The organism is Rhizobium esperanzae, from assembly GCF_002204185.1.
Taxonomy (GTDB): domain Bacteria; phylum Pseudomonadota; class Alphaproteobacteria; order Rhizobiales; family Rhizobiaceae; genus Rhizobium; species Rhizobium esperanzae.
The window spans coordinates 38145-51290 of sequence record NZ_MXPU01000010.1 but is presented as its reverse complement, the minus strand read 5'-3'; the positions used below and the strand labels follow the sequence as shown (position 1 = coordinate 51290).

Below are 13146 nucleotides of genomic sequence, written 5' to 3'. Positions count from 1 at the left end.
ATTTGGATATTGTTCGAATGAACCTCGTTGTCCTTCAACGTCACGATATCGCGATTTCATCAAAATTCGATCTGTTCGATCGAAAAATCATTTCGGAAAAAGCGCGGTGGCGGCGTTCGCTGGCTATTGAGTATTCCTCGATTTCGGAAAAAATGGCCGCGCGAACCGGGAGAGGATACACGGGTGCAGGATAAGGGCAACGTGGACCTGCAGGACCAGCGGAGGCGATGGCGCTACCGTGCCTTCGCGATTGCGGTCGGCTGCCTGCTGTTGCTTCTCGGTGTCAGCACCTTGGCCGGCTGGCTGTTGCAGATCGCGATCGTTATTTCGCTGATCCCCGGCTTTCCGTCGATGGCCTTCAACACCGCGCTTGGCTTCGTGCTTTCCGGCGTAGGGCTTGCCTCCTCAATGCTGGCCGGCCGCCGCTCTCGCATAGCGGCGACGGTCATGGCGGGGCTGGCGGCGGCGATCGCGGCCGCCCGGCTCGTGGAAATCGCCACGTTCGGGCGGCATTTCCACAATATCGACCTGCTGATCTCGCAGCTGCTCGTTCGGCCCGACTTTATCGCTGAGATCGGCGGCGGCATGGGCCCCAACACGGCGCTGATCTTCCTGATCGCCAACCTTTCGCTGCTGCTCTCCCTCCACCTGGAAACGTCGAAGAGCCAGGTGGTGCAGGAGCTGACGAGCTACGTCGTCATCACGCTCGGCATGATCGCGCTCGCCGGCTATGTCACCGATGCCGAACAGGGCTATCGCTGGGGACCTTATGCGGCGATGGCGCTGCATACGGCGATCGGCATGGTGGTCTTCGGCTGCGGCCTTGTTGCCCGCTCCTGGTGGATGCAGCCGGCAAACCGTGCACAGATCCCGCTCTGGATCCCGGCGGCGGTCTGCTTTACCGCCCTTCTCGTCGATCTCTATACGCCGCTCGGCCTTGCCAACGGCATTCTCTACGTGCCGCTGGTGCTGACGGCCCTCTGGTTCGGCAACAGGAATGCGCCGCTGTTCTTCGCCTTTACCTGCACCGTGCTGCTGATGCTCGGCTTCTTCGCCGTCAGGCACGACGAGGCGTCGTTCTGGCAGGAGATCGCCAACCGCACGATCACCGCCGCCACGCTCTGGCTCATCGCGATCCTGGTTTACTATTTCCTGCGCAACAACCACAATCTGGAAGCCGAACGCATCCGTTTCGGCGCGCTGGTGCGCAGCACGCCCGACGCCGTCATCGTCATCGACGGGCGCGGAACGATCAAGAGTTTCAATCCGGCGGCCGAGAGCATGTTCGGCTACGCTCCGCAGGAAACGATCGGCCGGAACATCAAGATGCTGATGCCCGAGCCTTATCATTCCGAGCATGACGGCTATCTCTCCCACTACCGGCAGACCGGCGAGGAGCGTATCATCGGCACGACGCGGATGGTCTCCGGCCGGCGCAAGAACGGCATCGTCTTCCCGATCGAAGTGTCCATCAGCGTTGTTGTCAGCGGCGAGACCAAGACCTTCGTCGGCATCGTACGCGATATCAGCGAGCGCGTGCGGCAGGAAGAACGGATGAAAACGACGCTTGCCCAGCTCGAGGCCTATACGGCGGAGCTCGAGCGCAGCAACCATGACCTAGACGAATTCGCCTATATTGCCTCGCATGATCTGAAGGAGCCGCTGCGCGGCCTGCACAACCACTCGCGTTTCCTCCTCGAGGATTATGAGGACAAGCTCGACGTGGACGGCGTGCGCCGGCTGAACCGGCTCGTGCGTCTCAGCCAGCGGATGGAGAAGCTCGTCAACGACCTGCTTTACTTCTCCCGGCTCGGGCGGCAGCAGCTGGCAGTCAAACGCACCGATATCGGTCTGATCGTCAAAGATGTCGTCGCGACGATGGAGCTGCTTCTTGAAGAGCGGCATGCCAGGGTCGTCACCGACGGCAGGCTGCCGGAGGTGGTCTGCGACGCGCCGCGGCTGACCGAGGTGTTCCGCAATCTCATCACCAATGCGATCAAATACAACGACAAGCCGACGCCGCTGATTTCCGTCGGCTATCTCGAACGGTTCGTCGGCAAGGACGGCACGGTTGCCCGCAACGTGTTTTTCGTTAGGGATAACGGCAAGGGGATACCCCAGGAATTCCATGAGGATATTTTCCGCATTTTCAAACGGCTCGAAAAGTCGCAGGATTCCGACGACGGGACGGGAGCAGGCCTGACCTTCGTCCGCAAGATCATCGCGCGGCACAACGGCGATATCTGGCTGGAGTCCGAAGTCGGCGTCGGCACCACGTTCTATTTCACCCTGGGAAGAAAGCGCGAGGGGCAGAATGCAGCAGCGTGACACGCAACCGATTTTGATCGTCGAAGACAGTGAAGACGATTTCGAAGCGACGATGCGCGCCTTCAAGCGCACCAATCTGCGCAACTCGATCCGATGGGCGGCCTCGGGCCAGGAAGCGCTCGACATGCTCGGCGTAATGGTGCCGAAACCGGGGCTGATCCTGCTCGATCTCAACATGCCTGGCCTCGACGGCCGCAAGACCCTGGAGGCGATCAAGTCGAACGACGGCTGGCGGAAGATCCCGGTGGTGATCCTGACGACCTCAGACGACGAACGCGACATCGAAGGCTGCTACGCGCTCGGCGCCAACACCTATGTGCAGAAGCCGGTCGATCTCGACGGGCTCTTCGCCGCGATCCAGCGGCTGAAGGAATACTGGTTCGAAATCGCGATCCTGCCGCTCGAGGACTGACGGTTTGGCGGAAGACTGCTGCATTCTCATCATCGACGACAACATCGACGACCGCGAGGTCTATCGCCGCATCCTGGGCCGCGTCTCCAGCACGGCCTATACCGTCCTCGAGGCCGAGACGGGTGAAGAGGGCCTTGCACTGAACAGCCGGAAACGGCCGAACTGCATCCTGCTCGACTATTCGCTACCGGGGCGCGACGGGCTCGGCGTTCTTGCCGATATATTGGAGGACGATCCCGCCGCCAATGTCATCATGCTAACGGGCCAGGGCAGCGAAACCGTCGCCGTCGAGGTGATGAAGAGCGGCGCGCGCGACTATCTCACCAAGGATTCGCTTTCACCCGAAACGCTGCATCGCTGCATCCAGAACGCTATCATGCATGGCATGCTGGAAGGCCAGCTGGAGCAGAAGCGGCAATCGCTTGAGATCTTCACACGCGCCATGGCGCATGATCTGAAGGAGCCGCTGAGGACGATCAAGTCTTTCAGCCGTATCCTGCACGGCTCTGCAGTGCTTCCGGCCGAAGACCGCGAGCTGCTCGATTATGTCTTGAGCGCCGCCGACCATATGGAAGACCTGATCGTCAAGGTCTCGAACTTCACCAAGCTCGAAGCCTATGGCGGGCCGCAGCTGACGCCGGTCTCGCTGTCCGATGTGCTCAACCAGGTGGAAGACAATCTGCGCCAGCAGATGGAGAGCCGCGGGGCCGTCATCATCCGCGGGCCGCTGCCGGAGGTGATGGGCGATGCGACGTTGCTCGCCCAGCTTCTGCAGAACCTGGTGTCGAATGCCATCCGCTATTGCGATCAAAAGGTTCCGGAGGTGCAGATCTCGGGCGAAGCGCGAGGGGATAGCTGCCGCCTGACGGTACGTGACAACGGACCGGGCATCGATCCCCAGCACCGCGAGCTGATCTTCCAGCCGTTCAAACGGCTCGTCGGCCGCGGCATCGAGGGCACCGGGCTTGGCCTTGCGATCTGCCGCCGCATCGCGCAGTTGCATGGCGGCTCGATCTGGTGCGAACCGGAGAAGGGGCCCGGCGCCACCTTCATCATCGAGATGCCGCTCGCCGAGGCACGGCCCGCGCCGCCCGCCGCATCAGCCGTTCCGCCCAGCCTGAAGCCGGCAGAGCAGCCGGCCGAAGGTCCCGGCAGGCTTGCCGAAGTGCTGCTGGTTGAAGACAGCCCCGCCGACATCCAGATTCTGAAGATCAAGCTGATGCGGCGGGAGAAGGTGACCTTCAACCTGCATGTCGCCACCAACGGGCGCGAGGCGATGCGGCTGCTCGAAGAGCGCGCCGGCATCGCCGACGTGCCGCAGATCGACCTGATGCTGCTCGACATCAACATGCCGATCATGGACGGTTTCGAGGTGCTGAACGCGCTGTCGGCCGATGCCCGTCTGAAACGGATTCCCGTCTGCATTCTCAGCACCTCAAGCGATGAGACCGACATGCAGCGAGCCAGAAATCTCGGCGCGCGCGCCTATATGGTCAAGCCGCCGACCCTACAGCAACTGGAAGAGGCGCTCGAAGATGTCGATCATTTGGAACTGCTGCAGCGCGGCGATTCGCTTGCGCTTTGTGCGGAACAAAACTAAGCGGTGGTCATTGGCAACGGTATGACTTTCGCAGCTCTCATACTCGCGCTCCTGACGACGCTTCAATCAGGACTGCTCTCGATGGTATCAGGCATACATCACGTTACGGCCATCACCCGAAAGGTGCAGGCGAACGTGGATTTTTACGCCGGCTTTCTCGGCATGCGCCTCGTCAAGCAGACGGCCGGCTACGAGGATACGACTCAACTCCATCTCTTCTACGGCGATTCGGCAGGCACGCCGGGTTCGCTCGTCAGCTTCCTCGTCTGGGAAGATGGCGCGTCCGGCCGGGCGGGCTACAGCCAGATCAGCGAAATTTCGCTGGCGATCGATCCGGCGAGCATCGGCTATTGGCTGACACGCGCCATGAGCTTCGGCCTGCGTTCGGAGGGACCCGCGGATGAATTCGGCGAGCCTGTCCTCAGGCTGAAAGACCCCGACAATATCATCCTCAAGCTCGCGGGCGCAAAGGACCTCACATCGCCCGCTATCTGGGACGGCGCCTCGATCCCGGTCGAGCATGCCGTCCGGCGGGTGCGCGGCGCAACCATGCTGACGGAAAAGCCGGCCGAGAGCCGCAGCTTCCTCGAGCGCCATTTCGGCTACCGCTTCCAGGCCAACCGCGGCACGATCGACAGGCTGGTTTCGCAATCAGGCGATGTCATCGACGTGCGCGATGCGCGCGGCTTCTGGTCCGGTGCGCCGGGAACCGGCACCGTCGATCATGTCGCATTCCGGGCCGCCGATGAGGAGGCGCTGCGTTCAGTTTCCGAGGCGCTGGAGAAGACCGATGCATCGCCGACCAACATGCACGACCGCAAGTATTTCCGCTCGCTCTATGCCCGCGAGCCCGGCGGAACGCTGGTGGAGCTTGCAACCGACAAGCCCGGCATGACTGTCGACGAAGAGCACGCGGCCCTCGGCACCAAACTCTTCGCGCCGCCGGGAGCGATCACCAGTCTCGACGACCTCAAGGTGGTTCTGCCGCAATTTTCAATGCCCGGCCAGCCGCGCATCAATTACCGTGAGCTGCCGTTCGTCCATCGCTTCTATACGCCGCCCAATCCCGACGGCAGTGTCTTCGTGCTGCTGCACGGCTCGGGCGGCAATGAGACGACGCTGATGCCGCTCCTCAACAAGGCGGCGCCGCGCGCGACCCTGCTCGGCGTCCGTGGCCGTGCAACGGAAGAGGGTTTTCCGCGCTGGTATAAGCGCATCACCCCCTTCTCCTTCGACCAGAACGACATCAAAACGGAGGCCGAAGCCTTTGCGGCCTTCATCGAAGGCGCCGTCAAATCCTACGGCCTCGATCCCAAGAAGATCGTCTATGTCGGCTATTCCAACGGGGCCAACTTGTTGAACTCGCTGCTGTACCTGCACCCGAACCTCGTTCACAAGGCGGTGCTGCTGCGCTCCATGCCTGTGCTCAGCGACTATCCGCATGCCGATCTGAAGGGCACGGATCTGCTGGTTATCAGCGGCAAGACCGATGCCTACGGCAAATATGCGAGCGAGCTGGAGGACAGGCTGAAGAGTTCGGGCGCCACCGTCGATTCCGACGTCATCCCCGGCGGCCACGATCTCGGCGACGCCGATGTGCCGATCATCCAGAAGTGGCTGCTCCAGAGAATGGGGGATGATCCACCGCCGCTGGAGCAGCAAGCGGTCAAGCCGACGAGCGAGCCGTTCGGGCAACCATGATGCCGGCGAGCACCACGCTGGCGCCCACCGCCTGCATCGTCCCGATCGCCTCATCGAGCAGCGCCCACGCGAGGATCGCGGCGACGACCGGCTGCAACAGCAGCGTCAGCGATGAAAAGGCGGGCGGCAGATAGGCCAGCGCATAGGTGATCGCCACCTGCCCGCCGGCATGGCTGACAAAGGCGAGGCCGAAGAGGATCGACCAGCCATAGAGGGTCGCCGGCAGCATCTGCCCTTCGAAGAAAAAGGCGATCGGGAAGATGCAGGCGGCAGCCGCTGCCGTGCTCCACAGCATGATGCGGATCGTATCGAACCGGCTGCGCAACCTGCCGATCGCAAGGATATAGCAGGCATAGAAGAAGGCGGCGATCATCGCGGTGCCGTCGCCGCTCAAGCCGCCATTGCCGAGCCCTGCCGGTCCGCCTTTCAGGGTAACGACACCGGCGAGTGCCAGGACCAGCCCCAGCAGGAAAACGCCGCTGGTTCTCGCCTTAAAAAACAGGACGGCGATCAGTGTGACGAAAACAGGCGCGAGGTTTGCAAGCAGCGTCGCGTTGGCCACCGAGGTCATGGTGAGCGAAAGATGCCAGGCGCCGAGGTCGAGCGCCAGCATGAGGCCCGGAAGAGCCAGCAAGCCATAATCGGAAAGGCTTTGCGGCTTCGGCCCCGAATCCTTCTTCACGAGCGAGACGATGAAGATCGGGATCAGCGCCAGCGCCACACGCCAGAAGGCGGTGGCCATCGGCCCGGTCTCGGACAGCCGGACGAAGATTGGCGAACCGCCGATCGCCGCCCCGCCGAGAATGAGCGCCGCAAGGGCCAGACGATTGGAAGGCGAGGCATCGGAGAGGGTGGAAGCGGTCTGCGACATGGGCTCGATATTTTTGATTGCCCGAACATTGGCGGCGGGCCGTTGATTGGCGCGTGCGTAGCAGAAGTCGTCCGCCGGCGACAGTCGAAGAGCGACATCGGGACAAAAATTCAGACCGGATGCCTGCTCTCCATGATCAATCGCAGCTTTGCGGCGATTTCGCCTGCAACGAAGAAGGCATGCTCAGTCACCTGCGGCAACCCCATCAGTTCGCCGAAAGTGCCGCGCGCCAGCGGACCGGAGATCAACAGCGAAGGCTCCGCCTTTCCCGACGGGCCGATCGCCTCCGACTGCTCGGTGCAGGCGAGGCCGAGCCCTGTCGGATCAAGCGACAGGTGGTCGCTTGCAGCAAGCGCCGCGAGCCAGGGCTGAGTTTCGAGAATACCGCCATGCGCCGGCCCAGTGGTGACGACGACAGCGTCGTAGCTCCGCTCCAGCGACTGGCGCCGATGGCGTGGCTGCAGGGAGCAAAGAACAAGCTCGCCTTCAATGCGCGCATCGGCGACCGACCCGGCGAGGATTTCCAGGCGACCGGCGGCAATCGCCGCGTCGAGCGCGGCTTCCACCTGCGGCGCGATGCGGAAACGATGCACATCCCAATAGGGACGCAGATGGCGGACGAGACGGCGCCGTTCGGCGACCGGCAGCGCCTGCCAGAGATCGCGTCCCTGCGCCCGCACCTGATCAATCACCCCATGCCAGCTTATGCCTTGCGCTTCCGCGGCGCTGATGGCGGCGCGGATTGCCGCCAGCAGCGAAACGGCGGAATGGGCCGCATCGGCGAGGAAATCGCCGAACAGCGGCTGCGGCACCGGCGCATGCCCGCGCGAGCGCAGACCGCGGCGCGAGATTGCCGTCACCGGACCGCGATGCCCGCGTTCAGCGAGCGAGGCAATGACATCGGCGGCAGTCAAGCCATTGCCGATGACGAGCACCCGGTCCTGGGGACGGATCACCTCAAGCGCAGCTGGTTTCGTGCTGTCCGCGACGAAACGGGGATGGGCGGCAAGCCGGGCCGCAAGCCGGCCGGGGGCCGCCGGCGGCGGATGGCTGGTGGCGATCGCAACGATATCGGCCAGCAACACGCCGCCTTTATCGTCGCGGATCAACCAGCGGCCGGCCCGGCGCTCGACATGGGTCACGGCGGCGCGGCAATGACGCACGCTGCCGTCTGCCAGCAGCGGCTTCAGAAGAGAGGCGACATAATCGCCGAACAGCCGGCGCCGGGGAAAGAGCAGGCCATCGGGCCGTCTTGCCTGCGGGTCGCAAGCGAGGGCATCGCGGGCCTCGATCCAGGCCTGGAATTGGCCTTGGTCGTCGGGCTGCAGGCTCATCTTGGCGGCGGGAACATTGATGCGATGGGCCGGGTCGTCCGTGTCATAGGCAAGACCACGGCCGAGTTCCGCCCGCGGCTCGAAGACCACGCTGACGGGACGCTCGCCACCGTCTGCACGGGCGAGATGATAGGCGACGCCCGCGCCGGAGAGGCCACCGCCGATGATGGCGACGACGGGCTGGTCGGACATCGACAGAGGCTTGGGCTGCATGATGGCCGACACCGTTGCTTCGATGCCCGAGCATAGAAGCCGGACATGACTCGTGCAATCCTCCGGCCATAATTGTCTATAATAATTATGAAGATCAGTCTTGTTTCGATATTACGGTCGAGAATTCGGGAGTGCCGCGGATGGTGTTGCTGACCGTGCAGATCTCGTCTTCGGCGGCGTCGACGATCTTGCGGCGAGTCTCTTCGTCGACATCGCCCTTGATCGAGAAGACGATATTGAATTTCGCAACACGTGAGAGCCCTTCCGCCGCCTTCTCGCCGGTGACGTCGGCAGTGATCTCGCTGATCCTGTCGAGAACGCCCATCTGACTGGCTGCAATGCGGGCGCTGAGCACGAGACAGGCCGAAAGCGAGGCGTAGAGCAGATCGAGCGGGCTGAAGCCCGGCTGCGACGGCGCAGTGACGATATCGATCTCACCCTTGGTCGTGGACGTGACATGCGGAAAGCCGGTGCGGCCGAGGGTGGCGATAGCGCCGGTCGGACGGGGGCGTGCCTTGTGATCGGCCATGAAAAATCCTCTAACAATAGCCTTCGCAGAGATAGCGAGTTGCGCCGCGGCCCGCAACGGCGTTGTAGTGACTGGTAACGGAACCTTTCCATCCGTCATCAGTTGACTACACCTGAACGAAATCAGTGACAAAGGTGCAGAGCGATGCCGCATGTCCGCAGCATGGATCGTCGGGGCCGGCGGATGGACGCCCGCGACCGGCTGATCGTCGCTCTCTATGCACAGCTCAAGGCCGAGCGGGAAACGCGCGAGACGCTGGAATGGGCGATCCGCAACGGCGCCATCTCGCAGGAGGTGCTGGAGGCGATCGCGGCCGATCCGGTTCCCGTCGTCACCAGCGAGGATATCGCCTCCCTGGAAAAGATCATCGCGCTCGATGAAAGGCGCAAACCAAATCGGAACTAGGGCTTGATACCGAAAACTGTGCGCGGTTTTCGGCTCCGCCGCCGAAGTGAAAAGAGGAGATCCGAAATGGCCGATATCACCTATCAGGTCGTGCCGCATGACAATGGTTGGGCTTACAAGCTCGGCGATACGCTGTCGGAGACCTATGCGACGGCTGAGGAAGCGATTGTCCACGCCAAGGATGCTGCGTCACGTCAGAAAATCGGCGACGGCGACGCGTTGCTCGCCTATCCTGCACCCGACGGCGGCTGGGCGTTCCAGGAGCTCGAAACCGACAAGAGCAGCAGTCGGCTCTGATTTGCAACGGAGGATGGCATGGCCGCGCGGGCAAGCTGGAAAGGTCATCTGAAGGTAGGCGACCTTGCTTGCGCCGTCGGGCTCTACACCGCCATTTCCTCCTCCGACCGCGTTTCCTTCAACATCATCAACCGCAAAACCGGCCATCGCGTCGAACGGCAATTCGTCGACAGCGAGACCGGCAAGCCGGTGGAGCGCGACGACCAGGTCAAGGGCTATCAGATGGATAACGGCGATTACATCGTCATCGAAGGCGACGAGATCGCCGAGATCATGCCGGAAAGCGACAAGGTGCTCAACGTCAAGTCTTTCATTGCCTATGACGATATCGACAAGCTCTATTTCGACCGTCCCTATTATCTCGCACCCGTCGATGAGCATGATGAAGAAGCGCTGTCTCTGATCGTCCGGGGCATGCGCGACGCCAAGGTGGCGGCGCTGGCCGAAGCTGTGCTTTTCCGGCGCAACCGAACGCTACTGATCCGGCCGCATGACACTCACATCATCGCGACCCTGCTGAACTTCGATTATGAGGTGCGCTCGGCCGACACCGTCTTCAAAGAGATTCTCGATATCAAATTCGACAAGGAAATGCTCGAGCTCGCCGGGCATATCATCGAGACCAAGCACGGCAGCTTCGATCCGAGCGCCTACGAGGACCGTTACGAAGCCGCCGTCGTCGAATTGGTGAAGGCAAAGATCGAGGGCCGGGCGCCGCCGAAGAAGAAACCGGCGCCGGAGCGCAAGGTGGTCGATCTGATGGAAGCGCTGCGCCAAAGCGCCAAGATGAGCGGCAAGGCGGCGACGAAGCCACCGGCAAAGGAGAAGGCGCCGGCGCGCAGCGACAGCCAAAGGAAGAAGGCAGGCTGAGATGGCTCTCGAGACCTATCAGGCGAAGCGCAATTTCAAACTCACACCGGAGCCGCGAGGGCAGAAGGGCCGCAGCACCGGCAACAGCTTCGTCATCCAGAAGCATGATGCGACAAGGCTGCATTATGATTTTCGGCTCGAAATGGATGGGGTGCTGAAGAGCTGGGCGGTGACCAAAGGGCCGAGCCTCAACCCGGAGGACAAGCGCCTGGCCGTTCATGTCGAAGACCACCCGCTGTCCTATGGCGATTTCGAAGGCATCATCCCGAAAGGGCAGTATGGCGGCGGCACCGTCATCGTCTGGGACCGCGGCACTTGGACGCCGGTCGGCGACGCTCACAAGGCCTATCGGAAAGGTCATCTGGAATTCGAGCTCGACGGCGAGAAGCTGAAGGGACGCTGGCACCTCGTGCGCATGCACGGCCGGCCCGGCGAGGCGCGCGAGAACTGGCTGCTGATCAAGGGGGACGATGCCGAGGCGCGCCATGACGGCGACATTCTCGAGGAACGGCCGGAATCGGCCAAGACAGGCCGGCAGCTTGAAGAGGTGGTGGAAAATCCCGATGCGACCTGGAAGTCCAGATCCGGAAACGGCAAGGCGGTTGCCGCCAAGACGCCGGCACAAAAGGCGAAGCCGTCGGGATCCGGCGAACGCCAATGGCCTAAAGGCGCGCGCAAGGGCGCAATGCCCGACTTCATCGAACCGGTGCTTGCCAAGCTGAAACCGAAGCCGCCGGCGGGTGACCGCTGGATCCACGAAATCAAGTTCGACGGCTACCGGCTGCAGGTCAGAGTCGAGAACGGCAAGGTGAGAATGTTGACCCGCAGCGGCCTCGACTGGACGGAGAAATTCGGCAGCGATGTGGTCGAGGCCTTTGCCGCCCTGCCGGTGCAATCGGCGGTGATCGACGGCGAAATCGTCGTCGAGCGCGATACCGGCGCCTCGGACTTCTCGGCACTTCAGCACGATCTGAGCGAGGGCCGCAACGATCGCTTCGTCTTCTATGCCTTCGATCTTCTCCACCTCGACGGCTACAACCTCGTCGATGTGGCGCTCATCGATCGCAAGCAGCTGCTCGAAAGCCTGCTGCCGGACGATAACGACAAGCTGCGTTACAGCGCGCATTTCAACGAAAGCGGCGGACTCGTGCTCGACCATGCCTGCCGGCTCAGCCTCGAAGGGGTGATTTCCAAACTGCGCGACAGCAAATACAGATCGGGACGCAAAGGCGATTGGACCAAATCGAAATGCTCGCACCGGCAGGAATTCGTCATCGGCGGCTACGTGCCGTCGACATCGATGAAGAATGCGATCGGCTCACTGGCGATGGGCTATTACCAAGGCGGCGAACTCAAGCATGTCGGGCGCGTCGGCACTGGATATACGGCAGCAACCGCTCAACTGCTTTACGAGAAATTGTCGCGTCTGACGCAGAACGAAAACTCGTTCGATGACAAGCTGACGTCAGAGGAACGGCGCGGGCTGATCTATGTCAAGCCGCAGCTGGTCGGCGAAGTCGAGTTCCGCGCCTGGTCGGCTGACGGCAATCTGCGCCATGCAGCCTTCCGCAGCCTGCGAGAAGACAAGCCTGCGAAAGATGTGACGCGCGAGACGGAAAAGACCATGGCCCCTCCCCTGCCGAAATCAGCGGTGACGCTGACCCACCCGGACCGCATCTACTGGCCGGACGAGGGCGTTACCAAGGAGGGGCTGGCCAATTATTACGCCCACGTCTGGCGCTTCATGGCGCCTTATGTCGTCAACCGGCCGCTGGCGCTCCTGCGCCTGCCGGACGGGATCAACGGCCGGCAGCGGTTTTTCCAGAAACATGCCTGGAAGGGCATGAATCCGCATATCGAGGAGATTACCGATCCCAAGGACAAGCAGGGGGAAAAGCTGCTCAGAATTACCGATTTCGACGGTATCGTGGCGCTGGTGCAATCGGCCGTGCTTGAAATCCATCCCTGGGGCGCTTCGACCGACAATTGGGAAAAGCCCGATATGATCACCATGGACCTCGATCCGGACGATGAGGTGGCGTGGGCAGATGTGATCGCCGCCGCTTACGAATTGAAGGAGCGGCTGGAGGCCGAAGGCCTCGCCGCCTTCGTCAAGACCTCAGGCGGCAAGGGGCTGCATGTGGTGACGCCGCTCACGCCGAAGGCCGGTTGGGCCGAGGTGAAGGGTTTCGCCAAATGGCTTGCCGACAGCATGTCCGCCGACCGTCCAGACCGCTATCTGGCGACGGCGACGAAGGCCAAGCGCACGGGGAGGATCTTCATCGACTATCTCCGCAACGGCCGCGGCAATACGGCGGTCGCGCCCTATTCGGCACGGGCGCGGCCAGGTGCGGCGGTCTCGATGCCGCTGGAATGGAGCGAGCTCACCGTCGACGTCGGACCGACCTATTTCACCGTGGACAATACGCCGACCCGGCTCGACGCGCTGCCGCGAGATCCCTGGGACGGATTTTTCGCTGCAGCCAAACCGTTGGAAAAGAAGAAGCGTTAGAGCGTAAAATCATCCCGCGCTGACCTTTGGGATTTACGCAATTCCCGGCAAAGCGCTTCGCTTTGCCGGGAAAA

11 protein-coding genes and 1 pseudogene are annotated in these 13146 nt (G+C 62.3%); 9 read left to right on the top strand and 3 right to left on the bottom strand.

Annotated elements, in window-relative coordinates; all coding sequences use genetic code 11:
* Nucleotides 1-17 precede the first annotated feature (17 nt).
* The 5 genes from B5E41_RS31735 to B5E41_RS16205 are packed head-to-tail and all read left to right on the top strand — an operon-like array spanning nucleotide 18 to nucleotide 6041.
* Entirely contained in the window at nucleotides 18-194 is a 177-nt protein-coding gene (locus B5E41_RS31735; protein WP_176439413.1) for a hypothetical protein, read from the top strand.
* Nucleotides 184-2328 (top strand): sensor histidine kinase, encoded by a 2145-nt coding sequence (locus B5E41_RS16220; protein WP_088395197.1) that lies wholly within the window; start codon nucleotides 184-186, stop codon nucleotides 2326-2328. Before B5E41_RS31735 ends, B5E41_RS16220 begins: the two co-directional genes overlap by 11 nt.
* Complete coding sequence (locus B5E41_RS16215; protein WP_064800648.1) at nucleotides 2315-2740, top strand: response regulator; 426 nt, start codon at nucleotides 2315-2317, stop codon at nucleotides 2738-2740. The genes B5E41_RS16220 and B5E41_RS16215 overlap by 14 nt, the downstream gene beginning before the upstream one ends.
* A gap of 4 nt (nucleotides 2741-2744) precedes the next feature.
* Nucleotides 2745-4340 carry a response regulator gene (locus B5E41_RS16210; protein ID WP_088395195.1) on the top strand — a complete coding sequence of 532 codons (1596 nt, stop codon included), beginning with the start codon at nucleotides 2745-2747 and terminating at the stop codon, nucleotides 4338-4340.
* Between the two features lie 21 nt (nucleotides 4341-4361).
* Entirely contained in the window at nucleotides 4362-6041 is a 1680-nt protein-coding gene (locus tag B5E41_RS16205) for a VOC family protein (RefSeq protein WP_245303100.1), read from the top strand.
* Here B5E41_RS16205 and B5E41_RS16200 read toward each other — a convergent pair.
* The 3 genes and pseudogenes from B5E41_RS16200 to B5E41_RS16190 all read right to left on the bottom strand — a co-directional run bounded on the left by B5E41_RS16200 (nucleotide 6007) and on the right by B5E41_RS16190 (nucleotide 8988).
* Nucleotides 6007-6912, bottom strand: coding sequence for a DMT family transporter (locus B5E41_RS16200; RefSeq protein WP_088395193.1), 906 nt, complete (start codon nucleotides 6910-6912; stop codon nucleotides 6007-6009). The two genes, B5E41_RS16205 and B5E41_RS16200, sit on opposite strands and share 35 nt — an antisense overlap.
* Before the next feature lie 110 nt (nucleotides 6913-7022).
* A pseudogene (locus B5E41_RS16195) lies at nucleotides 7023-8506 on the bottom strand (FAD/NAD(P)-binding protein).
* Between the two features lie 47 nt (nucleotides 8507-8553).
* Nucleotides 8554-8988 carry an OsmC family protein gene (locus B5E41_RS16190; protein WP_088395191.1) on the bottom strand — a complete coding sequence of 145 codons (435 nt, stop codon included), beginning with the start codon at nucleotides 8986-8988 and terminating at the stop codon, nucleotides 8554-8556.
* Between the two features lie 144 nt (nucleotides 8989-9132).
* Here B5E41_RS16190 and B5E41_RS16185 point away from each other — a divergent pair, with 144 nt between their 5' ends.
* From B5E41_RS16185 to ligD, 4 genes are all read left to right on the top strand, one after another.
* Entirely contained in the window at nucleotides 9133-9393 is a 261-nt protein-coding gene (locus tag B5E41_RS16185; protein WP_011423984.1) for a hypothetical protein, read from the top strand.
* A 66-nt stretch (nucleotides 9394-9459) separates the two neighbouring features.
* On the top strand, nucleotides 9460-9690 hold the full coding sequence (locus B5E41_RS16180; protein WP_064800643.1) for a DUF2188 domain-containing protein: 231 nt from the start codon (nucleotides 9460-9462) through the stop codon (nucleotides 9688-9690).
* An 18-nt stretch (nucleotides 9691-9708) separates the two neighbouring features.
* Nucleotides 9709-10560, top strand: coding sequence for a non-homologous end joining protein Ku (gene ku / locus B5E41_RS16175; protein WP_088395189.1), 852 nt, complete (start codon nucleotides 9709-9711; stop codon nucleotides 10558-10560).
* 1 nt (nucleotide 10561) lies between these two features.
* Nucleotides 10562-13072 carry a DNA ligase D gene (gene ligD / locus B5E41_RS16170; protein WP_088395187.1) on the top strand — a complete coding sequence of 837 codons (2511 nt, stop codon included), beginning with the start codon at nucleotides 10562-10564 and terminating at the stop codon, nucleotides 13070-13072.
* Nucleotides 13073-13146 lie beyond the last annotated feature (74 nt).